The organism is Enterobacter sp. GER_MD16_1505_Eko_090 (assembly GCF_003331015.1).
Taxonomy (GTDB): domain Bacteria; phylum Pseudomonadota; class Gammaproteobacteria; order Enterobacterales; family Enterobacteriaceae; genus Enterobacter; species Enterobacter roggenkampii.
On the sequence record NZ_PUQF01000010.1, the window covers coordinates 160,068 to 184,167 of the forward strand.

The 24,100-nt window shown below is 59.6% G+C and carries 23 protein-coding genes; 12 read left to right on the forward strand and 11 right to left on the reverse strand.

Annotated elements, in window-relative coordinates:
• Positions 1-22: 22 nt before the first annotated feature.
• The 8 genes from C6A40_RS13360 to C6A40_RS13395 form a co-directional block, all read right to left on the reverse strand.
• Positions 23-1,573 (reverse strand): methyl-accepting chemotaxis protein, encoded by a 1,551-nt coding sequence (locus tag C6A40_RS13360; protein ID WP_045333784.1) that lies wholly within the window; start codon positions 1,571-1,573, stop codon positions 23-25.
• A gap of 89 nt (positions 1,574-1,662) precedes the next feature.
• Positions 1,663-2,679, reverse strand: a complete 1,017-nt coding sequence (locus C6A40_RS13365; protein ID WP_045333787.1) for a LacI family DNA-binding transcriptional regulator — start codon at positions 2,677-2,679, stop codon at positions 1,663-1,665.
• A gap of 28 nt (positions 2,680-2,707) precedes the next feature.
• A complete protein-coding gene (locus C6A40_RS13370) occupies positions 2,708-4,114 on the reverse strand; it encodes a sucrose-6-phosphate hydrolase (protein ID WP_045333791.1) in 1,407 nt (468 codons plus the stop codon).
• Complete coding sequence (locus tag C6A40_RS13375) at positions 4,114-5,484, reverse strand: sucrose-specific PTS transporter subunit IIBC (protein WP_023619263.1); 1,371 nt, start codon at positions 5,482-5,484, stop codon at positions 4,114-4,116. Before C6A40_RS13375 ends, C6A40_RS13370 begins: the two co-directional genes overlap by 1 nt.
• 66 nt (positions 5,485-5,550) lie before the next feature.
• Positions 5,551-7,068, reverse strand: coding sequence for a carbohydrate porin (locus C6A40_RS13380; RefSeq protein ID WP_021240175.1), 1,518 nt, complete (start codon positions 7,066-7,068; stop codon positions 5,551-5,553).
• Positions 7,069-7,240: 172 nt separating this feature from the next.
• A complete protein-coding gene (locus C6A40_RS13385; protein WP_032674834.1) occupies positions 7,241-8,131 on the reverse strand; it encodes an aminoimidazole riboside kinase in 891 nt (296 codons plus the stop codon).
• An 88-nt stretch (positions 8,132-8,219) separates the two neighbouring features.
• Positions 8,220-9,431 (reverse strand): diguanylate phosphodiesterase, encoded by a 1,212-nt coding sequence (locus C6A40_RS13390; RefSeq protein WP_039025256.1) that lies wholly within the window; start codon positions 9,429-9,431, stop codon positions 8,220-8,222.
• Between the two features lie 95 nt (positions 9,432-9,526).
• A complete protein-coding gene (locus C6A40_RS13395; RefSeq protein WP_045333793.1) occupies positions 9,527-11,008 on the reverse strand; it encodes an alpha/beta hydrolase in 1,482 nt (493 codons plus the stop codon).
• A gap of 266 nt (positions 11,009-11,274) precedes the next feature.
• Here C6A40_RS13395 and C6A40_RS13400 point away from each other — a divergent pair, with 266 nt between their 5' ends.
• The 7 genes from C6A40_RS13400 to C6A40_RS13430 are packed head-to-tail and all read left to right on the forward strand — an operon-like array spanning position 11,275 to position 18,108.
• A complete protein-coding gene (locus C6A40_RS13400) occupies positions 11,275-12,129 on the forward strand; it encodes a MurR/RpiR family transcriptional regulator (RefSeq protein ID WP_008501698.1) in 855 nt (284 codons plus the stop codon).
• Positions 12,130-12,141: 12 nt separating this feature from the next.
• Positions 12,142-12,717 (forward strand): D-alanyl-D-alanine dipeptidase, encoded by a 576-nt coding sequence (ddpX, locus tag C6A40_RS13405; protein WP_045333800.1) that lies wholly within the window; start codon positions 12,142-12,144, stop codon positions 12,715-12,717.
• A 15-nt stretch (positions 12,718-12,732) separates the two neighbouring features.
• Positions 12,733-14,265, forward strand: a complete 1,533-nt coding sequence (locus C6A40_RS13410) for an ABC transporter substrate-binding protein (RefSeq protein WP_045333803.1) — start codon at positions 12,733-12,735, stop codon at positions 14,263-14,265.
• A 22-nt stretch (positions 14,266-14,287) separates the two neighbouring features.
• Complete coding sequence (locus C6A40_RS13415; protein ID WP_023327529.1) at positions 14,288-15,310, forward strand: ABC transporter permease; 1,023 nt, start codon at positions 14,288-14,290, stop codon at positions 15,308-15,310.
• Positions 15,307-16,200, forward strand: a complete 894-nt coding sequence (gene ddpC, locus C6A40_RS13420) for a D,D-dipeptide ABC transporter permease (protein ID WP_025911018.1) — start codon at positions 15,307-15,309, stop codon at positions 16,198-16,200. Before C6A40_RS13415 ends, ddpC begins: the two co-directional genes overlap by 4 nt.
• On the forward strand, positions 16,200-17,186 hold the full coding sequence (locus tag C6A40_RS13425) for an ABC transporter ATP-binding protein (RefSeq protein WP_045333809.1): 987 nt from the start codon (positions 16,200-16,202) through the stop codon (positions 17,184-17,186). Before ddpC ends, C6A40_RS13425 begins: the two co-directional genes overlap by 1 nt.
• Positions 17,179-18,108, forward strand: a complete 930-nt coding sequence (locus C6A40_RS13430; RefSeq protein WP_008501705.1) for an oligopeptide/dipeptide ABC transporter ATP-binding protein — start codon at positions 17,179-17,181, stop codon at positions 18,106-18,108. The genes C6A40_RS13425 and C6A40_RS13430 overlap by 8 nt, the downstream gene beginning before the upstream one ends.
• Here C6A40_RS13430 and C6A40_RS13435 read toward each other — a convergent pair.
• On the reverse strand, positions 18,105-18,854 hold the full coding sequence (locus tag C6A40_RS13435) for an SDR family NAD(P)-dependent oxidoreductase (RefSeq protein WP_008501706.1): 750 nt from the start codon (positions 18,852-18,854) through the stop codon (positions 18,105-18,107). The genes C6A40_RS13430 and C6A40_RS13435 overlap by 4 nt on opposite strands.
• Positions 18,855-18,970: 116 nt before the next feature.
• Here C6A40_RS13435 and C6A40_RS13440 point away from each other — a divergent pair, with 116 nt between their 5' ends.
• Positions 18,971-19,876 (forward strand): LysR family transcriptional regulator, encoded by a 906-nt coding sequence (locus tag C6A40_RS13440; RefSeq protein WP_045333811.1) that lies wholly within the window; start codon positions 18,971-18,973, stop codon positions 19,874-19,876.
• 23 nt (positions 19,877-19,899) lie between these two features.
• On the opposite strand, the gene C6A40_RS13445 is transcribed toward C6A40_RS13440, so the two are convergent.
• Positions 19,900-20,328 (reverse strand): OsmC family protein, encoded by a 429-nt coding sequence (locus C6A40_RS13445; protein WP_008501708.1) that lies wholly within the window; start codon positions 20,326-20,328, stop codon positions 19,900-19,902.
• 115 nt (positions 20,329-20,443) lie between these two features.
• Between C6A40_RS13445 and C6A40_RS13450 the strand changes: the two genes are divergently transcribed.
• Complete coding sequence (locus C6A40_RS13450; protein ID WP_045333812.1) at positions 20,444-21,403, forward strand: hypothetical protein; 960 nt, start codon at positions 20,444-20,446, stop codon at positions 21,401-21,403.
• Between the two features lie 19 nt (positions 21,404-21,422).
• On the opposite strand, the gene C6A40_RS13455 is transcribed toward C6A40_RS13450, so the two are convergent.
• The gene (locus C6A40_RS13455) at positions 21,423-22,298 is read right to left on the reverse strand and encodes a LysR family transcriptional regulator (RefSeq protein ID WP_045333815.1); all 876 of its coding nucleotides are present in this window, start codon (positions 22,296-22,298) and stop codon (positions 21,423-21,425) included.
• Positions 22,299-22,408: 110 nt separating this feature from the next.
• On the opposite strand from C6A40_RS13455, the gene C6A40_RS13460 reads away from it, so the two are divergent.
• The 3 genes from C6A40_RS13460 to sra all read left to right on the forward strand — a co-directional run bounded on the left by C6A40_RS13460 (position 22,409) and on the right by sra (position 23,941).
• Entirely contained in the window at positions 22,409-23,260 is an 852-nt protein-coding gene (locus tag C6A40_RS13460) for a Vmh family MBL fold metallo-hydrolase (RefSeq protein WP_025911005.1), read from the forward strand.
• Between the two features lie 232 nt (positions 23,261-23,492).
• Entirely contained in the window at positions 23,493-23,708 is a 216-nt protein-coding gene (gene bdm, locus C6A40_RS13465) for a biofilm-dependent modulation protein (RefSeq protein ID WP_013096534.1), read from the forward strand.
• 95 nt (positions 23,709-23,803) lie between these two features.
• Positions 23,804-23,941 carry a stationary-phase-induced ribosome-associated protein gene (gene sra, locus C6A40_RS13470; RefSeq protein ID WP_008501714.1) on the forward strand — a complete coding sequence of 46 codons (138 nt, stop codon included), beginning with the start codon at positions 23,804-23,806 and terminating at the stop codon, positions 23,939-23,941.
• The last annotated feature ends 159 nt before the right edge of the window (positions 23,942-24,100 follow it).

Here is a 24,100-nt window from a genome sequence, read left to right on the forward strand (position 1 = left end):
CCTACGGAGCCGCTCCCAAAAATCAAGCCTGCACCGGCAAACTAAAACTCGAAATACTCCGCGAAAGCTGCTGTGCCTGCTCTTCCAGCGAGGCCGCTGCCGCGGCGGACTGCTGCACCAGCGCGGCGTTCTGCTGGGTGACGCCATCCATCTCGGTCACCGCCTGCCCGACCTGGCCGATCCCGCGGCTCTGCTCTTCAGAGGCGACGGAGATCTGCTCCATCAGCGTATTCACTTTATTCACCGACGAAATGATCGCGTCAATCACCTCGCCCGAGCGGCTGACCAGCTCCGCACCGTTTTTCACGCTGGAGACCGACTGCGCGATCAGGCTTTCGATGTCTTTCGCCGCCACCGCGCTTTTCTGCGCCAGAGTGCGCACTTCGCTGGCCACGACCGCAAAGCCGCGTCCCTGCGTACCGGCGCGCGCCGCTTCAACCGCCGCGTTCAGCGCCAGGATGTTGGTCTGGAAGGCAATGCTGTTAATCACGCTGGTGATGTCTTCAATACGCTTCGAGTTCGCCGCGATGGTATTCATCGTGTCGATCACTTCACGGGTCACCGCTTCACCGGTGTGGGCATTTTTCACCGCGTCCTGCACCAGCTTCCCGGCCTGATACACATTATCGGTATTGTTCGCCACCGTCGCGCTCAGCTCTTCCATGCTGGCCGCCGTCTGGGTTAACGCCGAAGCCTGCTGCTCGGTGCGTGACGCCAGGTCGATATTCCCGGAGGCAATCTCCTGGGCGGCGTGCGTCACGGTATGACTCGCATCGCGCACCTGGGCGATGGTCGCCAGCAGCGCCTGTCGCATCTGCTCCATCGAGCCCATCAGATGGTCGATTTCGTTGCCTGTACTCCCCTTCACCGGCACCGGAATGTCCAGCTTGCCTGCCGCAATCTGGCTGCAGTGCTCGCGCGCCAGGTTGATCGGCGCAAAGACAAAGCGCTTCATCAGCAGGCTAACGGCGATAATCACCACCACAAACAGGCTGGCGATAGCAGCAACGATCGCCAGGCCGGAGACGAAGCTACTGCTCGCATCTTCGTTCAGGCTTTTGGCGTATTTCTGGTGGACGGAAAGCACCTGGTCGAGAACGATCTCGTACTGGCGGTCGAGGCGGGAGACTTCCGGGATGAGCGCGTTAAATTTGGCGACATCGTGCGCCTCGGCGGCATCGATCAGCGGCGCCAGCCCCTGGTTGCGGTAGTTCTGCCAGGCGTCCTGATAGGCAGTGACCAGCGACGCTTCATCGCTCAGGCGCGGCGACGCCATAAAGGCCGCAAAGGCGTGGTCCGCTTTGGTCAGCGCCTCTTTCACGGCGGTAAGCTTTGCAGCGTCGTCCGCCGCGTTGCCCGCTTCCACCATCTTCACATACTCCATCACCCGCACGCGCAGCGTACGGCTGTGGTTGATGGGGTCAATAATGGACAGCACAACCTGGATCTCTTTGTTGACGTTATCCAGGGAATTATTACTTTTAATGATGATGCCAACGCTGGTGACGGTGCTGACAACAAAGAAGAAAAGCAGCGAGAACAGGACTATCAGGGACGACTTTTTCAACGACATAAACCAATACCTCAAGGAGAATTATTCCTTATGGTTATCGGCCATTCCAAAACTTAAATTAATTAAAGTTACTGAAGTATCGAACCGGGCTATTTCGCTGACTTATAGCGCCGCTGCAGGGTGGCCGCCAGCTTGCGTTGCAACGGTTCCGGAGTCTCGCCCTCGATCAGTTTGCTAATCAAATCAAAGCAGTGCCACGCCAGCTGGCGATTATCCTGGCGGATGGTATCCACCGGGATCGTCAGCGAATCGTAGAGATAGTGATCGTCAAAACTGGCTAACCTGATATCGCTTTGCAGCAGGTTATGCTGGCCCATATAGCGCAGCACCCCTTCCAGCAGCCCGCAGGCGGCGGCGAAGAGCGCTTTCGGCGGACGCCCCAGGCGGGCGCAGAGTTCAGCAAACATCTCGTAACCGGAGCTCGGGTGATAGTTGCCGTGAATGATCCACTCGGGGCGCAGCGCCACGCCGGCATCACGCAGCCCTTGCTTAAAGCCTTCAAGACGATCGCGCGTCGGGGATAAACGGGGCTGGCCGCCGAGGAAGTAGAATTCATCCGGATGCTGGCGCGCAATGTCCGCCACCAGTTCGGTCGTCGGGGTGATGGAATCGGTGATCACCAGCGGCAGCGCGCTGTCGTTGATGTGACGGTCAAACAGAACCACCGGCAGCTGCTCGCTCAGCTTATGGTAGTCCGCGTCGTTGAGCATGCTGGAGGCCACAATCAGCCCGTCCACCTGACGCGCCACCATGTTGTTCACCACCACCGTCTCCTGCCCCGGGTTTTCATCGCTGCAGGAGATCAGCAGCTGAACGCCCGCCTCGCGGCACAGCGTTTCCAGCTCATGAGAAAAGACGGCAAAACCATAGTTGGTGATCTCCGGGACCACCAGACCAATGGTGTGGCTGCGGTTATCGCGCAGCGACCTGGCGTGAATGCTGGGCTGATAGTGGTGCTCTTTTGCAATTGCCAGCACGCGCTCGCGCGTCTCTTCCGCCACGCGAAGCTCTTTGCTGCGACCGTTCAGGACCAGGCTGGCGGTGGCTTTTGACACCCCCGCCAGCTCCGCGATGTCTTTAATGGTGACGCGTTTTGTTTTTCTCACAACGACTTAGATCCGGCTGCCAAAACCCTCATTCTATCATGCAGGCGCGCAGCGACCAGTAGCGTAATGTGATATCGGACGCACCTTCGAATCGCACCCGGGCCGGATGGTCAGGAAAATAGCGGCTGCTCATCACCCCTTCGCCGTGGTTAATGAAGATTTCGACGCTGGAGCGGTCGCACAGGACGCGCAAATGACGGACGTCGCCCTGCCAGTAGCGGGTTAGCGTTTCACCGGTTTTCAGGCTCGCGCGTTCCAGGCGCACGCCCTGCTCATCGAGCGTGAGGCGCAGCGCGCCGCCAAAATCGACATTCACCTGCGATGCGCTCAGCTCAAACTCCAGACGCGTCGCGTCCAGTTCGGGCGCGTCGCTGGCGCACCCCTGCCAGTGCTGCTCATCTTCACGCAGCGCCGCCAGCTCTCGCGCCGGGGTCTGCCAGAGCCTGCCGTCGCGGAAGCGCAATTCTCGCGGGCAGGTCATCTGGTGCATCCAGCCGTGCGCCCGCGTGGGCTGAAGCATCTCTTCCCCGTCCGGTACGCCCATCCAGCCAATCAGGATGCGGCGTCCATCTTCCGCCAGCGTGGTTTGCGGGGCGTAGAATTCAAAGCCCGCGTCCAGCTCGTGCAGCTCGCCGTGTTCGAACGTCGCGCGGGCATAGTCAAACGCCCCGCTCATCCAGGTGGCCGGATAGGTATTGAGGTAGCGATGCGGCTCGCGCGCCAGCCCCTGCGGGCAGCAGATCAGGACGTGCGTCCCGTCGAGGGAAAACAGGTCCGGACACTCCCACATATAGCCCGCGTCCGACAGGCCGTTAACCCCGTGACCGGCGATCTCCCCGCAGGATGTCCAGGCGTGCAAATCGGCTGATTTAAACAGCAGCACCTTGCCGCGCTTTTGCACATCCTGCGCGCCGAGCACCATGTACCAGTCCCCGTCGTGCCGCCACACCTTCGGGTCGCGCACGTGGCCGGTGTAGCCTTCCGGCAGCGCCAGCACCGGCCCCAGCTTCGTAAAGGTTCCGTCAGGCTGTTCCACGGCCAGGCACTGCCAGGCGGTGCGGCTGCCGTCATCGAACTTGACGTTGCCGGTGTAGCACAGGGTCAGTACGCCCTGGTTATCGACGGCGCTACCGGAGTAGCAGCCGTTGCGGTCATACGCCTCGTCGGGCATGAGCGCCAGCGGCTCATGCTGCCAGTGCACCAGGTCCGCAGAACTCCAGTGCCCCCAGCACTTAAAGCGGTGCTCGCAGTCCAGCGGGTTCCACTGATAGAACAGGTGATAGCGGCCAGCAAACCAGATAAACCCGTTCGGGTCGTTCATCAGCCCCGTCACCGGCGCGGCGTGCCATTGCGGATAATGGCTGTCCGCCAGCGCCCGCGGCTGACCTGTCATAACGGCCTGCAGGATCGCAGGCCAGCGGGAAGGTAACGTCATTATTCAGAATCCGTTTTATATTTCAGCAGCAGTGAGACGGTAAACGCCACGCCGAAGGCAATCACCATGCCGATAATATAGTTCAGCAGCGAGCTGGCCTGCACGATGGCCATCCCCGGAATCGCGGTCAGCCCGACGGCGGTCATGTACACGTGCACGGAGACCACCCAGGCCCCGCCCACCGCACCGCCAATCAGCGCGGCGATAAACGGCTTAACGAAGCGCAGGTTGATACCAAAAATGGCCGCTTCGGTGATGCCCAGCATTGCAGAGAACGCCGACGGCAGGGTAATGGCTTTGATTTTGGCATCTTTGGTTTTGAACCATACCGCCAGGCAGGCACCGCCCTGCGCCACGTTCGCCATGGCCCAGATCGGCAGCAGGAAGTTAACGCCAATCGACGGATTCCCCAGCAGCCCGGCTTCAATCGCGTGGAAGCTGTGATGAATACCGGTGATCACAATCACCGAGTAAAGTCCCCCGAACAGCAGCCCGGCAAGCCAGCCCGCGTGGGCGATCAGCGTGCTCAGAATAAAGGAGATACCGTCCCCCAGCGCGCGCCCCGCCGGGCCGATAATCAGCAAGGCGATAAAGCCGGAAATAACCACGGTGAGGAACGGCGTCAGGATCAGGTCTAACGCATCCGGGATCGCGCGGCGCAGGTTTTTTTCCACGATGCTCATGAACCAGACGGCCAGCAGCACCGGGAATACCGTACCCTGATAGCCAATCATCGCGATCTCAAGGCCGAAGAAGTTCATGGTGTGGAAGCCCGACGCCACGCCCCAGGCGTTGGTCAGCGCCGGGTGGGTCAGAATCCCGCCCAGCGTCGCGCCGAGGTACGGGTTACCGCCAAATTCGCGCGCGGCGGTGAAGCCAATCAGAATAGGCAGAATGATAAACGCCGCCGAGCTGCACATGTCCAGCATGATGTAGATGGCGTTATCCGCATTGACCCAGCCGTAGGTTTTCACCATGCCGAGCAGACCCATCAGCAGACCGGACGCCACAATCGCGGGAATGATCGGCACAAAGATGTTGGAGAGTAAGCGGGCAATACGCTGGAACGGGTTCAGCTTGCGCGCCGCCAGATCCGCGGCTTCGGATTTGCTGGATTCGCTAATTCCCGCCGCCTGAATAAATGCGGCGTACACCTTGTTGACCACGCCCGTGCCAAAAATCACCTGCATCTGCCCGGCGTTACGGAAGCAGCCTTTTACGCCGTCGACCTTGCCGATGGCCTGCTGATCCGCCAGCGCGTCATCAACCAGCACCAGACGAAGACGCGTTGCGCAGTGCGCCGCGCTGGCGATGTTTTCCTTGCCGCCGAGCAGCGGAATAAGCTCGCGGGCGATTTGATTAAAATCCATAGATACCTCTGCCTGACTTCTTTTTATGATGTGCGAAACGCTCCCGCCAGGCGGGAGCGTGATGGGTTAAAACCAGGTTTCCATCTGGACCCCAAAGTTCCATTCCCCGCCGGCGTTGAAGCCGCTGCTGCCAAAGGCATCATCGCTGGCGTAATTATCCAGTTTGCTGCTCCAGTCCATCCAGGTGGCAAACAGGCGCAGTTCCGGACGGCTGAAGAAATCGCCGATTTTGCTCGCTTTTAACGTCGGCGCAAAGGTCAGCTTGTAGAAACTGCCGTTCACGGCGTTGCGGTCCTTATAGCCCTCCGGGTTTAAATCCATGTACTGGTAGCTTCCCTCAAACGCCAGCGCGAAATTCTGGGTGACCTCTTTGATCAGGCGGGTATTGAGCGTTACCCACTCATAGCTATCGCCCTTGACGTAGCGATCTTTACTGCTCTGTGCCAGAACGGCGGGCGCAACGCTCCAGCCACCGCCGATCGGCGTGACACCGTAACTTGCGAAGCGCCAGGTATCCGCCTCAGACAGCAGCGCGCCGTCGGAGCCGATGCTTTTTACCTCCGCACCCAGCCCGTGACCATAAAGCAGCGCCGTTTTGGCGGTCCCTTCACGCAGGCCGTAGAAGCTCTCATTGTGCAAGCCTACCAGGGCATGAACGCCGTGATTGGCGGCATCCGTTTTAATCAGATCGCCGTTAGTGTCTTTACGGTCGTCGTTATCCTTCGCCCGCAGCCCGCTCACCATCAGCTGGAACGGGCCAGCGAAGTGGTTCATGCTGAGGATATAGTTCTGAACGTTGTTGTCGGTCTGCTCCACGCTGCCGAAGTTGCGGCCGTAAATGGAGAAGTTGCTGCGCAGCGAATCGTTCCACTTCACGTCGTAAACGCCGCCGCCGGTACCGGCCAGGAACACCACGTCGGAATCCAGCCAGTGGATATCAAAGTTGTCCCGGTCGAAGCGTTTACCCGCCCAGAAGGTGCTGCCCTTCAGCGCGCCGGTAAAATCAGGCAGGTTGCCCAGCTCCGCGAAGGCCTGACGAATATTGAGATCGCTGGTATCGGCTGACCAGTCGTTATAGGTTCTCTGACCGTCGGCCAGCATCGCCTTGAAGCGCGTGGTCGCCCCGTTATCCAGGGTTTGCTTGTGCTCCAGGTTCAGCTCGACGTAGGTGTCGGCTTCGTTACCCAAACGCCCCACCGCACCGCCGGTTTCACCGGCTGGGGTCAGGTAAGGGCCGCTTTTGCTGCTTGAGGCGGCATCGTTCATCAACAGGCCAGAGCGGGCATAGCCGTGGAACTCAAACCCGCCGGTCTGATCCGCCTTTTTCTCCAGCGCGGTGGTGCGCTGCGCCACCTCCTGGGTCGTCGTTTGCGCCTGCTGCTGAGCGGCAACCAGCTGCTGCGTTTTTTGTTCTGCTGCCGCGGCGCGTTTCTCAGCCACCTGCGCGCGCGTTTCCGCGTCCTGAAGGCGCTGCTCCATCGCGGCAAGACGCGCTTCAATACTGGACATATCCGTCTGGGCAAAAACAGAGGTACTTCCGGCCAGCATGCCTATCATCACGGCAAGTCTGCGTTTTTTATACATTTTGTCGCATCCCTAAAAGAAGTCATTAAACGTGCTAAATTGCTAAACCGGTTTAGGCTGCTGATACTAAACCTGGGAATTTTGGATCGGCAATCTTTTTTGCTAAACCGATTTAGTAAGTGTGATCGAGGCGACAATTCAGGCCGCCGGATGGCGGCCAGGAGAGGAGAAATTACAGGTCGTGCTGCCAGGGCAACGCGGTCATCGCCCCTTTGGCGGTGGTGGCCAGCGCGCCGCAGCGCTGGGCGAGCGCGATAACCGGCGTCAGGTCCTGTCCGGCGGCCAGCCCGTAGAGCAGCCCCGCCACAAAGGCATCGCCCGCACCGGTCGTATCGACGCACTGCACAGGCGTTGCCGGGTAGTGTTTTACGCTACCTTCATGCCACGCGGTTACGCCCGCTTTTCCCTGGGTAACCAGCACCAGACGCGCCGGGCAGCGCTGCATCAGCACCTCCAGACCAACGTTGACCTCCGCGCTGCCGGTGAAAAAGGCCAGCTCTTCTACCGAAAGTTTCACCACGTCGGCGCTTTGCAGGGCCTGCTCCAGGCAGCCATGCAGTGCGTTCTCATCCGGCCAGAGGTCCGGGCGAATATTGGGGTCGAAGCTGACGTAACCGCCCGCCTCACGAATGGCGGCCATCGCCTGAAACGTCGCAGTCCGGCTCGGCTCGGCGCTTAAGGCGATGGAGCAGACGTGCAGCCACTCCCCGGCGCTGAACGTCGGCAGGTCGTCGGGTTCGAGAAACAGATCGGCGCTCGGGCGCACCATGAAGGTAAACGAGCGCTCGCCGTGGTCGTCGAGATCGACCACCACCGTTGAGGTGCGGTGCGCCGGGTCAAGGCGCATCCACGTCACGTCAACCCGCTCGTCAGCGAGCGTTTTCGCCATAAAGCGCCCGAAAGGATCGTCGCCAACCCTGCCGATAAAGGCGCTCTGGCCGCCCAGCCTGGCAATACCGACCGCGACGTTCGCCGGCGCGCCGCCGGGACACTGCAGTAATCGACCTTCTCCATCCGGCAGCAAATCCACTACCGCATCGCCAAGTACCCAGATTTTCTTCATGTGACCCTCGTAGCTAAACTATGTTAAACCGTTTTAGCTATTTAAGCACAGGCCGGGCAAAGGGGAAATAACGGCAGGGAAAATTGGCTTACCGCACCAGATGCGGCCAGTGGATATCGCCGACGCCATTAAGCTGCGGCCGGGCAAACAGGAATCCCTGAAAGCGGCGGATCCCGGCCGATTCGAGCCAGCACCACTCCTCAATTTTCTCAATGCCTTCGGCCACCAGGGTGATTTCAAGATCGGAGCAGCAGCTGATGATGGAGCGCACAATCGCCTGTTTGGGGCCGCTCAGGTGGATGTTGCTGACAATCTCACGGTCGATTTTAATTTTATCCGGCTGGAAGCGGGTCAGCAGCGAAAGCCCGGCATAGCCCGAGCCAAAATCATCGATCGCCAGGCCAATCCCCTCACCGCGAAGCTGCTTGATGGCGCTGTTAAACTGGTTGAGCCCGGAGATCATCTCGTTTTCAGTGACTTCAATGACCACCTGCTCCGGCTGAAGGCCATGTTTTTTAATCTGATCGACCAGAAATTCCACCGCGCCTGGGACATTTACCAGCGACATGGGCAGCAGGTTGACCGCGATTTTATGGCTACCAATGCCCAGCTTTTCCGCCAGCGCAAAGGCATAGGCTTTTGTCTGGAGATCGACTTCGTAGACGTTGTCCGGGTCGACGGTGCTGAAGAAATGCTCCGGGCTGCCGCCGTCGTTGCCGCGGATAAGCGCCTCAAGGGAGCTGATTTTCCCTTCCGAGGGCTCGACAATAGGCTGCAGCGCAAACTGACAGGTTTGTCCGGCAATCAGGCCCAGATGTTCGCCAAAGGGTAGCGCTTCGGTCGAGAGCGTCCATTTGTCCGCGGTGTAGCGTGCCCCCGACGGGGCCGGACGTTTACCGGTTATAAAGGTCTGAATAAATTTGAACACCCGATCGTCGGAGGTCAGATAGCTGTCCAGCTTGCTGTAGCGCAGCACCGACTGCAGCACCTCTTTCGGCGACTGCGTTTGCAGGTCGAACAGCAGCATACCGACGTTTTCGAAGCGTCTGCGCGGACCATAGTCCCGCAGCAGTTCTACTACCCCGCTGTGCCGCTTGTCCTCGCGGATTTTATGGAACAGTTTGACCACACTCTCTTCCGACCCTTCGAGGATCTGCAGAACGTCGTTGCCTTTAGCAAGGAGGACGCCGGTAATGTCCAGTTTTACGTTGCGGCCCCTGGCGCGCTCCACCAGCTCCCGCAGTTCGGTGGACGGGCGGGATAAATTCAAGTGGCTTCGGTAGATCAGCGTCGTCAGCACAAAAAGGGGTTCCAGTGATAAAGAGAGGTGCCTTGAAGCTACTATGTAACATACTTAATCAATGCGACCTAACATATTCACGCCACAAGGGAACATTACTTTTTCTGGTCCCCGATCCGGCTGTTAATCCTCTCCTGCATATAGTCGTAGAACGGGTTCGAGGTGACCCGCATAAGCGCCTCTTTCCCGACGCTCAGTACGGACGTTTCTCCCCACAGCGCAATCGTCCCCAGGCTGATGCCATATCGGTTTTTCACGCGTGGTTCACGACCATAGAGATCGTCATCCGGCGGGAACGGCACCGCAACGTGCGACAGGGAATAAACATCCTGCGGCCAGGACTGGGCAAGCGGCACGACCGTCTCCTGCGTGCTGCCTGCCGGCGTGATTTTCGCCACCGTCGAGAAACTGTGCTCGCCGGCATTGGTAATAATCGTGACACCGTAACGCCGCTGCGCGACCGGCAGCAGCGCCGTGGTGGCCGTCCAGGACGACGGTTTAAAGAGTGGACGGAAGCTCGCCGCCTGGTTGATATCAAACACTACCAGCTCGCTGCCGTTTGCCGGAAGCTGGTCAAACAGGCCGCTGACCACCGCGCGGGTACTGACCGTGGAGTCCATCACCGACTGGAACGCCAGCACCGGCGGCAAATTCGCCAGCCTGTTTTCCCGCGCCTCACGGCCAATCTGCTCCTGCAGGGCCTTTGTCAGCAGCCACGACTGGCGAGCGGCGTTCACCGGGAACGAGTTGTATTTATACGGATTATATTCCGGGGAGATATTCAACCAGGCCGCTTTGGCAAACGGCGGCAGCAGCGCCGGTAGCCCGGCGAATCCGGCGAACCGCGCAAAGGACGTCACGCCGATCATCGGTGAGAGCAGGATCATCTGCTGAGGCTTACGCAGCGCAGGGTCTTCCAGCGCATCGAGGGCATACTTCATCGCCAGCGCCCCGCCGTTGGAGTAGCCCACCAGATGCAGCGGCACGTTATTCCCCGTCAGACGCGTGGCTTCCCGCACGGCAAGCCGCGTCGCTGCCAGCCACATTTCCCAGTCCACGTCCGTCAGCGCGCCGGGCGCGGTGCCGTGTCCGGGAAGACGCGGGACCACGGCCACAAAGCCGTGCTGCTGATAGTTCACGGCAAGGTGCCTGACGCTGTAAGGCGAGTCGGTCAGGCCGTGCAGCAGCACCACCGCGCCGCGCGGCTTCCCGGCTGGCATCAGCACAAAGGAGCGGTTGGCATCGGGGGCAAACTGGCCGGGCCACACCAGGCTCTGGCGGTAGTAGCGGTTTAACGGAGTTTGATCCTCGCCCGCTGTTTTCGCCGTCACCGCGTTATCCAGATCGGTGAAAATCGCCTTTTCACGGGCGAGGTACCCGGCAAAATCGGCGTTATCCAGCTCGCGAACGGACATCTCATCTCCCCGCCAGGTGTGCCACGGGTGCAGTTCCGGCCCCTGCTGCGAGAGATAGACCCGCACCGCCAGCAGGACGACCAGGACGATCCCCACGACCATCCCTGTTTTCTTTGCAAGCGCCACCAGGCGCACGCTGACTCGCCAGGGCCAATTCGCCATGCCGGGATCCCTTTTATGTTCACTGTATTTCTATCTTATCAAAAATGTGAACGGGCTGACGTATTCACCAAATTCATCCCTGCCAGGTCAGCCAGTGCACCAAAAGTGAACTACGCTGCACAAATGTTGATCATTGGTTAACCAAATATTGCATGAAGTTTACTGCGCAGCGGGTTTTCGCCCTTCTGTGAACATGGCACGCGTCATGCACTGTTAACCCGGTAACACATATTCAGCTTTTGACAGCCTGTTAACAGCGAGGCGGTATGACGACGAAACCCGAGATGTTAAGCCGTATCGAGGCGACCTTCAGCCAGCTCACGCCCAGCGAAAAGCGGGTCGGAAGCTGGCTGCTGGCGCACGCCGCGCAAATCCCGTTTGAAACGGCGGAGAGCGTCGGGCTGGCGAGCGGGACCAGCGGGATCACCGTCGGACGCTTCCTGCGCAAGCTGGGATATCGCAACCTGGAAGATGCCAAAAAGAGCCTGCGCGATCCGTATCAGCCCTGGGGCATGAACGAGCGCCTCGACTCCTGGCAGCAGCAGCGCCCCCTGCCCAACCGCCTTCAGCACGCCCTGTCGCTGGAAGTGGATGCCATCACGCAGGTGTATCAGCTGGCGCAAACGGACGCTTTTCGTCAGGTGGTGCACCATCTGGCCCACGCGGACGCGGTCTTTGTGCTGGGGATCCAGTCCACGCGCGGGATCGCCAACGCCTTCTTCAGCCACCTTGAATACCTCCGCCCGCGCGTGAGCTATTCAGAGGGTGCATCCGGCAGCTGGGTGGAATCCCTTAACTCCGGGTTTGCGCACCCTTATGTCGTGCTGACCGATACGCGCACCTACTCCACGATGGCCCGCCAGTACTGCCGCGTCGCGAGCGAGAAAGGCATTCCGCTGGCCTTAATCACCGACATCTGGTGCCCGTGGGCGCGGGATTACCCGATGGATTTACTGCAGGTGAAAACCGATACCGGTCATTTCTGGGATTCACTTGCCCCCGTGAGCTGTCTGTTCAACCTGCTGCTGTCGGGCGTGGTGGAAGCGCTGGGTGATGCGCTCCCGGCGCGCCTGGCAGTAAACCGACAATTACAACAAGAGTTTGGTCAATTCGAACGCTAAAGGAGCGGAGCTATGCCCGTAGAGAGTGAACTGATTGATGTGGCGAAGACGTTCCCCACGCTGCATATCGATCTGAAGTACGCCACCGCCGACAACATCACAGGCCGCCCGATCTATCGGGAGGCGCAGTGCCTGCTGCATACCGATGCTGCTACCGCGCTGGCAAAAGCCATCAGCATTGCCACGCTGGCCGGGCTGAAGCTGGTGGTCTACGACGCCTATCGCCCGCAGCAGGCGCAGGCCCAGCTGTGGGAGGCCTGCCCGAACCCGGAATATGTGGTCGACGTGGCGATTGGCTCTAACCACAGCCGCGGCACGGCCATCGACGTCACGCTGATGGACGAGCATAACGTCGTGCTGGATATGGGCGCCGGTTTTGACGAAATGCATGACCGCTCGCATCCGTATCACCCTTCCGTGCCGCCCCACGCCCAGCGCAACCGTCTGCTGTTGAACGCCATCATGTTCGGCGGCGGTTTTGTCGGGATCGGCAGCGAATGGTGGCACTTCGAACTGCCGAACGCCGCCAGCTACCCGCTGCTTGATGACCGTTTTGCCTGTTTTCCCCTGACGCACACCTCTTTTTGAACCTGGAGCACTGCCATGAAAACATCGCTTCTCTCGACCGTCATTGCCGCCACGCTGGCCCTGAGCGCCCCGCTGGCGCTGGCTGCCGTCCCGAAAGACATGCTGGCAATCGGTAAAGCCGCCGACCCGCAAACGCTCGACCCGGCCATCACCATTGATAACAACGACTGGACCGTCACCTATCCGTCCTACCAGCGTCTGGTCAAGTACAAGCCAGGCTCTACCGAGGTGGAAGGCGATCTGTCGACGGGCTGGAAAGCCTCCGACGACCAGAAAGAGTGGACCTTCACCCTGGCGGATAACGCCAAATTCTCCGACGGCACGCCGGTCACCGCCGAGGCGGTCAAACTCTCCTTTGAGCGCCTGCTGAAGCTCGGCCAGGGGCCGTCTGAGGCCTTCCCGAAAGATCTGAAAGTGGAGGCCGTTGATGAGCACACGGTGAAATTCACCCTCAGCCAGCCGTTCGCGCCTTTCCTCTACACCCTGGCGAACGACGGCGCCTCCATCATTAACCCGACGGTGCTGAAGGCCAATGCCGCGGACGACGCGCGCGGCTTTCTGGCGCAAAACACCGCTGGCTCCGGGCCGTTTATGTTGAAGAGCTGGCAGAAAGGCCAGCAGCTGGTGCTGGTGCCAAACCCGCACTGGTCGGGCGACAAGCCGCACTTCAAGCGCGTCTCGGTGAAAATTATCGGTGAGAGCGCGTCGCGCCGTCTGCAGCTTTCCCGCGGCGATCTGGACATTGCCGACTCCCTGCCGGTCGATCAGCTGGCGGCCCTGAAGCAGGAAGGCAAAGTCGCCGTCGCCGAATACCCGTCTCTGCGCGTGACCTACCTCTACCTCAACAACAGCAAAGCGCCGCTCAATCAGGTGGATTTACGCCGCGCGGTCTCCTGGGCGACGGACTATGAGGGGATGGTGAAAGGCATTCTGAGCGGCAACGGCAAGCAGATGCGCGGTCCGATCCCGGAAGGCATGTGGGGCTTTGACGCCACGGCCATGCAGTACAGCTTCGACGAAGCCAAAGCTAAAGCAGCCCTGGAGAAGGTCAAAGACAAGCCCGCCAGCCTGACCTTCCTCTACTCGGACAACGATCCAAACTGGGAGCCTATCGCCCTTTCGACTCAGGCCAGCCTCGGCAAGATCGGCATTAACGTCAAGCTGGAGAAACTGGCCAACGCCACCATGCGAGACCGCGTCGGCAAAGGCGATTACGACATCGCCATCGGCAACTGGAGCCCGGATTTTGCCGACCCGTACATGTTTATGAACTACTGGTTCGAATCGGACAAGAAAGGTCTGCCGGGCAACCGTTCGTTCTATGAGAACAAAGAGGTCGATTCCCTGCTGCAGGCCGCGCTGAAAACCACCGACCAGGCGGAACGCACCAAAGATTACCAGCAGGCGCAAAAGGTGGTCATCGACGAGGCGGCCTACGTTTATCTGTTCCAGAAGAACTACCAGCTGGCGATGAACAAAGAGGTCAAAGGCTTCACCTTTAATCCGATGCTCGAGCAGGTGTTTAACATCGCCACCATGAGCAAGTAACCGTTTCGCCGGGGGAAAGTGTATGACGTTCTGGAGCATCGTGCGCCAGCGCTGCTGGGGGTTACTCCTGGTGGTGGCCGGTGTCTGTATTATCACTTTTATTATTTCACATCTGATCCCCGGCGATCCGGCCCGTCTGCTGGCCGGCGACCGCGCCAGCGACGACATCGTGCAGAACATTCGCCAGCAGCTGGGGCTGGATCAGCCGCTCTACGTTCAGTTTGGCCGCTACGTGGACGCCCTGGCCCACGGTGATTTAGGCACCTCCATCCGTACCGGACGCCCGGTTGCGGAAGACCTGAAGGCCTTTTTCCCCGCCACGCTGGAGCTGGCCTTTTGTTCCCTCCTGCTGGCGCTGGTCATCGGCGTGCCGCTGGGAATTTTATCGGCGGTGTACCGCAACCGCTGGCTGGATCACCTGGTGCGTTTGATGGCGATGACCGGGATCTCCACCCCGGCCTTCTGGCTTGGGCTGGGCGTCATTGTGCTGTTCTACGGGCACCTGCAAATCCTGCCGGGCGGCGGCAGGCTGGACGACTGGCTCGACCCACCTGCCCATGTCACCGGCTTTTATCTGCTGGATGCGCTGCTGGAAGGCAACGGAGAGGTCTTTTTCAATGCGCTGCAGCACCTGATTTTACCCTCGCTGACGCTGGCATTTGTGCATCTCGGCATCGTGGCGCGTCAGGTCCGTTCCGCGATGCTGGAGCAGCTTAGCGAAGACTACATCCGCACGGCCCGCGCCAGCGGCCTGCCCGGCTGGTACATCGTCCTGCGCTACGCCCTGCCGAATGCGATGATCCCGTCGATTACCGTGCTCGGGCTGGCGCTGGGGGACCTGCTGTACGGGGCCGTGCTGACCGAAACCGTCTTTGCCTGGCCGGGCATGGGCGCCTGGGTGGTGACGTCCATTCAGGCGCTCGATTTTCCCGCGGTGATGGGCTTTGCGGTCGTCGTTTCGCTGGCCTATGTGCTGGTTAATCTGGTGGTCGATCTGCTTTACCTGTGGATTGACCCGCGAATCGGGCGCGGAGGTGCCGAATGATGTTAACGCAGGAAACGCCCGTCCCGGTGAAAACCGCCAGACAACGCATCAACTGGGCAAAGCTGTTCTGGATGCTGCGCCAAAGTCCGCTCACGATCGTTGGCGGCGTCATAATGCTGGTGATGCTTTTCATTATGGTGGCCGCACCGTGGATCGTGCCGCACGACCCGAACGCGCTGGATCTGACCGCGCGCCTGCAGGCGCCGTCCGCGCAGCACTGGTTTGGTACCGACGAGGTGGGCCGCGATCTGTTCAGCCGCGTGCTGGCGGGCAGCCAGCAGTCCATTACCGCCGGGCTGGCGGTGGTGGTAATTGCGGGCGGCATCGGTTCGCTGCTGGGCTGTCTGTCCGGCGTGCTGGGCGGGCGCGGCGACGCCGTCATCATGCGGGTGATGGACATTATGCTCTCGATACCTTCCCTGGTGCTGACCATGGCGCTGGCCGCCGCGCTCGGGCCAAGCCTGTTTAACGCCATGCTGGCGATTGCGATTGTCCGCATTCCGTTTTACGTCCGCCTGGCGCGCGGGCAAACCCTGGTGGTGCGCCAGTTTACCTACGTTCAGGCGGCCCGCACCTTTGGCGCATCCCGCTGGCATGTGATCAGCTGGCATATCCTGCGCAACGCCCTGCCGCCGCTGATCGTGCAGGCGTCGCTGGACATCGGCAGCGCCATCCTGATGGCCGCCACGCTGGGGTTTATTGGCCTGGGGGCGCAGCAGCCGACCGCCGAATGGGGCGCGATGGTGGCCGTCGGCCGTAACTACGTTCTGGACCAGTGGTGGTACTGCGCGTTTCCCGGAGCGGCGATTTTGATTACCGCCGTGGGCTTTAACCTGTTTGGGGATGGCATCCGCGATCTGCTGGATCCGAAGTCAGGAGGTAAACAGTGATGACCGATCCGGTTCTCAAGATTGAAGACCTGCATCTGAGCTTCCCGATTTTCCGCGGCGAGGTCCACGCGCTGAACCACGTCTCGCTGGAGATCGGCAGGGGTGAAATTGTCGGCGTGGTGGGCGAATCCGGTTCGGGTAAATCCGTGACCGCCATGCTCGCCATGCGTCTGCTGCCGGAAGGCAGCTACCGCATTCATCATGGTCAGGTGAAATTACTCGGCGAAAATGTCCTGACGGCGTCCGAGAAACAGCTTCGCCAGTGGCGCGGCGGAAAGGTCGCGATGATTTTTCAGGAGCCCATGACCGCCCTCAACCCGACGCGGCGGATTGGCAAACAGATGGTAGAGGTGATCCGCCAGCATCAACCGCTTTCCCGGCGTGAGGCGCAGCAGAAGGCGATTACCCTGCTGGAAGAGATGCAAATCCCGGATGCGAAAGCGGTCATGGCGCGCTATCCGTTTGAACTCTCCGGCGGCATGCGCCAGCGGGTGATGATTGCCCTTGCCTTCTCCTGCGAGCCGGAGCTGATCGTCGCCGACGAACCAACCACGGCGCTGGACGTCACCGTTCAGCTGCAGGTGCTGCGCCTGCTGAAGCACAAGGCGCGGGCCAGCGGCACCTCGGTGCTGTTTATCAGCCACGATATGGCCGTGGTGTCACAGCTCTGCGACAGAGTGTATGTAATGTATGCGGGCAGCGTGATCGAGAGCGGCACCACGCAAACGCTGATCCACCAGCCCGTGCATCCCTACTCTATTGGTCTGCTGCAGTGCGCGCCGGAAAACGGCCAGCCGCGCGCCCCGCTTCCCGCCATCCCCGGCACGGTGCCCAACCTCAGCCAGCTTCCACAGGGATGCGCATTCCGCGAGCGCTGCTTTGCCGCCGGGGCGAAATGCAGCGAAACGCCGCGCTTAGCGCCCACTGGCGCAGAGGGCCAACAGGCCGCCTGCTGGTATCCACAACGGGAGAAAGCCCATGTCTGATGTACTGCTGGAACTGGATAGCGTGCACGTGAACTTTGCGGCGCGCAAAAACTGGCTGGGTCGCGTGACGGAACGGGTCCATGCGCTCAACGGGCTCGACCTTGAGATCCGTCGGGGAGAAACGCTTGGCATTGTCGGGGAATCCGGCTGTGGGAAAAGCACGCTCGCCCAGCTGCTGATGGGCATGCTTAAGCCCAGCACCGGCGCCTGCCAGCGGGCGCACCACGCGGGCGGCATGCAGATGGTGTTTCAGGATCCGCTCTCCTCGCTTGACCCGCGCCTGCCGGTCTGGCGAATCATCACCGAGCCGGTGTGGGTGCAAAAGCGCAGCAGCGAGCGCGACCGCCGCCAGCTGGCTGAAAACCTGGCGCTGCAGGTGGGCATTCGCCCGGAATATCTCGACCGGCTTCCGCACGCCTTCTCCGGCGGGCAGCGCCAGCGCATCGCCATCGCCCGGGCGCTCTCGTCCGATCCGGATATCATCGTGCTCGATGAACCCACCAGCGCGCTGGATATTTCCGTGCAGGCGCAGATCCTTAACCTGCTGGTGACCCTTCAACAGCAGCGTAATCTGACCTACGTGTTGATCTCGCATAACGTCTCGGTGGTCCGGCACATGAGCGACCGCGTGGCGGTGATGTACCTTGGGCAGATTGTGGAGCTGGGCAGCGCCGCGCAGGTGCTTGGCGAGCCGCGCCATCCTTACACCCGCCTGCTGCTCGATTCGGTTCCGCGCACCGGTGAGCCGCTGGATGAAACGCTGGCCTTACGCAAAACGGAGCTTCCCGGCAACCGCCGTCTGCCCGAAGGCTGTTTTTTCCGCGACCGATGCCCGATGGCCGCGCAGGGGTGCGAGCGTCCTCAGCCGTTACAGCCCTCTCGCGAGGGCCGTGACGTCCGCTGCTGGCGCAGTCTGGGTTAGATTTGCGCCATGCCGCCGTCCACGAACAGCTCGGTGGCGTTAATAAAGCTGGCCGCATCGGAGGCCAGAAACGCCACCGCTTTACCCACCTCACCCGGCGCGCCTAAACGGCCGAGCGGTACCTGAGCGGCCAGCGCGTCGTACAGCCCCTGGCGGTGCTCTTCCGGCACCAGGTCGCCGAGGCCAGGCGTTTTGATCGGGCCCGGGCTCACCACGTTGACGCGGATCCCACGGCCCTGCAAATCCAGCGCCCAGGAGCGGGCAAAGTTGCGCACGGCGGCCTTGCTGGCGCTGTAGACGCTAAAGTTTGCCGTCCCCTTAATGGACACCGTTGAGCCGGTCAGAATAATCGACGATCCGGCGGAGAGCAGCGGCAGCGCCTTCTGTACCGTAAACAGCACCCCGCGGACGTTAGTGCCGAAAATCCGGTCAAACTGCTCTTCGGTAATCGCGCCCAGCGGCAGCATATCGCCGCCACCCGCATTGGCGAACAGAATATCGAGGCGGCCTTCTTCTTTGGCTATCCGGGCATAGACCTCGTCCAGGTCCGCCAGTTTTGACACGTCAGCGCGAATGCCCACTGCCGTTGAAGCAATTTCAGCCACCGCCGCGTCCAGCTCGGCCTGACGACGTCCGGTGATGTACACCTTCGCGCCCTGTGCCGCCAGCTCCTGCGCCGTGGCAAGACCGATGCCGGTGCTGCCGCCGGTGACCAGTGCGATTTTTCCTGAGAGAGTCGTGTTCATGTCATTTACCTTTTGTTGGGTTTGCGTTGGACAAACTTTAGCCCTTGCGGGATTAGTGAAAAACCAGCAAAAATGAAAATGACTATTCACATACAGAAATAATCAGAGGGAATCTCATGGATCAGCTCATGGCGATGCGCGCCTTTACCCGGGTGGTGGAAACCGGCAGCTTTACCCGCGCGGCGGACTCGCTGAACATGCCGATCGCCACGCTGAGCAAGCTGGTGAAATCGCTTGAGACGCATCTGGAGATACGCCTCCTGCACCGGACGACTCGCCGGGTGGTCGCGACGCCGGAAGGGATGGAATACTATGAAAAAGCGCTCAGGGTCTTGATAGATATCGAAGATATCGACACCGCGTTTCGCGTTTCCCGCGCGACGCCCAAAGGGCATTTGCGGGTTGACGTGGGCGGCTCCACCGCCCGGGACGTGCTCATCCCCCTGCTGCCGGACTTTATGCGGCGCTACCCGGATATCCGCATCGACCTTGGCGTGGCCGACCGGCCGGTCGATCTCATCAGCGGTAACGTAGACTGCGTGATCCGCGGCGGCCCGCTGGACGATTCGACCCTTATCGCTCGCCATATTGGTAACGCCGAAATGGTCACCTGCGCGACGCCGGGCTACCTGAAAAACCATGGCGTTCCAGCCTATCCACAGGAGCTGTGCAACGGCCACAAGCTCATTAGCTACCTCTCGCCCGTCACCGGGCGGGCGTTTCCCTTTCGCTTCAGGCGGCATGGCGAGGCGATGGAAATCAATATCCCCCATTATCTCGGCATAAATGAAAGTAATGCCCACCTGGCGGCGGCCGTGGCAGGATTGGGGATCGTGCAGACGTTTGAGTATTCGGCAAAGCCGTATTTACAGGCGGGAACGCTGGCGCCGATCCTGAGTGACTGGCGCCCTGCCGCCTATCCGTTTCACGTGGTATACCCGCAGAACCGCCATCTGACGCACCGTCTGAAGGTGTTTATTGCCTGGCTGGCGGAGGTGTTTCCCGCCGCGCTGAAGGGATAGCCGGGCGCCAGCCAGGCTGAGGCTTAGTTAAGCGTATAGTCCAGCGTAATTTCGGCTTTCAGTAGCTGCGAAACCGGACAGCCCGCTTTGGCTTTCTGAATAATACCGTCGAACTGCTGAGGGGCGATGCCGGGAACGGTCACCTTGCTCTTCAGGGCAACCTTGGTGATGGCAAAACCGCCGTCCGTTTTATCGAGGGAGACATCCGCGGTGGTATCAATGGCGTCGGCGGTATAGCCCGCTTCGCCGAGCATCAGCGACAGCGCCATCGAGAAGCAGGCCGCATGTGCCGCGCCGATCAGCTCTTCGGGGTTGGTCCCCTTTTCACCCTCAAAACGGGTATTAAAGCCATAAGGCTGTTGATTGAGAACGCCGCTCTCGGTGGAAACCGTTCCTTTACCGCGCTTAATGTCGCCAGACCAGTGTGCCGAACCGTGCTTATGAATAGTCATTCTTGCTCTCCTTTTGGCTTACAAAGGGTTAAGTATAGACTACGCATCTGACTGCCCCTGGAACACAGACAATTCCGGGACTTACACCTGCTGTACCGACAAAAAGGATAAACCTATGGCGCTAAAAATCAGGATGGCCGTTGCGATCGCTACCCTCGCTCTGTCGTTGTCTTTGCAGGCGAAAACGCCCGAGAACTTTATCTATACCAGCTCCGGCGAGCTCGACGCGGCGTTCCCGCTCGTTGTGCGAAGCGATATCGGCGGCGTACAGATCGTCTACAACTGGCGCGCGCTTGAGCCTGAGAAGGATCGCTACGATTTCTCGCGCATTGAACGGGATCTCGCGCGTCTTAAGGCTGCCAGGAAAAAGCTTTTTATCCAGATTCAGGACCGTTTCTTTGAGGCGGACGCGCGCTACGTGCCGGATTATCTGATGCACGATAAGCAATACGGAGGCGGGATTGCGCCGCAGTTCGATAACCCCGGCGAAGGGAAGCCAGTCGGTTCAGGCTGGGTGGCGCGTCAGTGGGATCCCGCGGTGCGCCAGCGCTACCAGGCGCTGCTGGCCGCCCTCGCGAAACGCTTTGATGGCGAGGTATATGGCGTAAACCTGCCTGAAACCGCCATCGATCTTGACGAAAAAAATCCGCCCGCCGGATTTACCTGCGACAGCTATTTTGCGGGAGAAATGGAAAACCTGGCCTTTGCGCGCAAGGCTTTTCAGAAATCACACGTGGTGCAATACGTGAACTTCTGGCCGTGCGAATGGGATAATGACCACAACTACATGGGGCGTCTTTTTGCGTATGCCAGCGCCAACAGTGTCGGCCTCGGTGGGCCGGACATTGTTCCCAACCGCAAGGCGCATATGAAGAATGCCTATCCTTTCTTCCATAAAAATAAACAGACGCTGTCGCTTATCGCCATGGCGGTTCAGGAACCGACCCTGACCTATAAGAACCCAGAGACCGGCAAGCCCTTCACCAAAGCAGAATTTGATCGGTTCGCGGAAAATTATCTCGGGGCGGATATTATTTTCTGGAGCACGGCCTCCCCCTGGCTAAAGGCTAAGTAAATGACGGCAAACGCCGCGCTCATGCCAGATAGCGGGCCAGCTCATCAAGGAACGCCCGCAGCGCGGCAGGCTGGTATTCCCGGGACTGATAAATGCCATGGATGGCCAGCGGCTTCGGCTCCAGCGCCTCCAGTACCGGCACCAGTAATCCCTGCTCCAGCGCGGTTCGCGCCTCACGCTCCGGCAGCATGGCGATACCGCAGTGCTTAACCGCCGCGTCCATCAGCAGCGAAGAGATGCTGGCGCTCAGGTTGCCGCTGACGGCCACGCTCAGGCTTTCGCCCTCCGGCGTCAGGAAGTGCCAGGACTGCCCGGCAAAAAAGCTGTAGTGCAGGCAGTTATGCCGGGCTAGTTCTTCGGGGCTGCCGGGCGTGCCGTGCTGCGCCAGATAGTCCGGCGAGGCGCAAAGGACCGAGCGACACTCCCCCAGCCGACGGGCAATCATGCCGGGTTCAGGGTTATCGGTAATGCGTACGGCAACGTCAATGCGCTCTCCCACCAGGCTGACCGGGTGGTTGTTCACGTCCAGCTCAATGCGCAGCTGCGGGTAGCGCGAGAGCAGACCGGGCAGGACCGGCGCAATCAGGTGCATGGCGGTAAAGTGCGCGCAGGCCACCCGCAGGGTGCCAGACGGGAGATCTTTTTCCGACTGGCCTTCAATTTCCTGCGAGATCTGCGAGAGCGTTCGCGTTTTTTGCAGCACCTTTTCGCCTGCCGCGGTCAGCGTCAGCTTGCGCGTGGAGCGGTTTACCAGCCGCGTGCCCGCCCATTTCTCCATCTGCTCAAGGTAGCGGCTCACCATTGGGCGGGAAATACCCAGCGCCCGGGCCGCCGCGCTCAAACTTCCCAGCTCGCATATGCGGTTGTAAACCTGAGCGGCAATCACGCGATCCATATCAACTCCATCTGCTCGATTTATGAAACTAAGCATGTCTTGTTTCAGGAATTCTGGCAAATGCGAATTTCCGTACAATAGAGACATTCCTGAACAACAGAGACAACAGCATGAAATTCACTCACCTTGCCCTGCTTTCCACCCTTTTCACGCCGGCTGCTTTTGCCGCGCCGTTAAGCATTGATACCTATAACCCGCAGGAGAAAGGCATTTTCGCTGTCTCCTCCACGCTGGTTTCCGGCCCGAAAGAGGCGGTGCTGTTTGACGCGCAGTTCAGCGTGAAGGATGGCGAAGCGCTGGTAGAGAAAATTCGTCAAAGCGGTAAGACCCTGAACAAGATTGTGATCACTTCCGGCGATCCGGATTTCTATTTTGGCCTGCAGCCGCTGGTCAAAGCCTTCCCGAACGCCAAAGTGGTGGCCACGCAGCACGTGGTTGATCACATCAAGGCTACCAAAGACGCCAAGCTCGCCTTCTGGGGTCCGCAGATGAAAGACGGCGCGCCAACGGAGCTGGTCGTCCCGCAGGTGCTCGCCTCCACCACGTTTATGGTTGACGGGGAGAAGATCGACATCGAACAGCCTGACAGCTATGCGGCCTATGTATGGATCCCGTCCGCAAAGACCATCCTCGGCGGCACTGGCGTAGCCTGGGGGATTCACGTCTGGACGGCGGACACCCAGACAGCGGAAAGCCGTAAGCAGTGGCAGGAAACGCTGGTGAACATGGCGGCGCACAAACCCGAGCGCGTGATCCCGGGTCACTATCTGGGTACCCCGCCAGCCGGGACGGGTGCGATTGATTTTACCCGTGACTATCTCCAGCGCTTTGAAAAGGCCTTGTCCGTTCATAAAGATTCTGCGGGCGTCATCAGCACCCTGAAAAAACAGTATCCGAATCTGGCTGAAGAGAGCTCGCTGGAATTAAGCGCTAAGGTGAATACCGGCGAAATGAAGTGGTAATTTAAACGGTGCTCCTGCTATTTTTTCGAGATAGCAGGAGCACCGTCATAATATTCTCTCAGCGCCACGTCGATTTACCCCCGCATTTCAAAAGCACACAAAAGCATACACTTATGTCATTTTTATTTCTAAGATGAATCTGAGCCACAACCGGGAAAATATTTGCCATTCTGTTTGTGAATTAAATTTTTTGCGAGCCGTACCATTAAACAGACAACGACACGGAGGCAGCATGTTTACTTATTACCCGGCAAATACCGCAGCAGCACAACCTGAACTCGTTAACGCGATTGCACAGGGTCTTCACGCCGAGCACGGTGCTGTGACTGAAGATGACATTTTGATGGAACTGACCAAGTGGGTGGAATCCACAGATAATGACATCCTCAGTGACATCTACCAGCAGACCATTAACTACGTCGTCAGCGGGCAAAACGCACCCTTGTAAAAACCTGCTAAGCTGGATCTGCAACCTAAGGGGTTACATTTCGTTTGCGTAAGCAAACTGGTCCTTAAAACTATCAACAGGATTGAGGAGTTAATATGAAATCGAACCGTCAGGCACGCCATATTCTGGGACTGAACTACAAGCTTTCTAATCAGCGCAAAGTGGTGATTGAAGGCGACCACGAAACCCAAGTCACTCACGCCACCGGCAGAAAACGCCACGCCGGCAAGTAAGTTCCAGACTGAGATCCAGAACACCATCGGTAATCCCGATGGTGTTTTTGTTTATGTGTTGCGGTAATTAATATTTAGCTCCTTTATAATACCGCCGGACCGCACCCCATCGCACAGGCCAGAAAGATGACAAACAGCAGTGTCAGGGACGGATCTTCA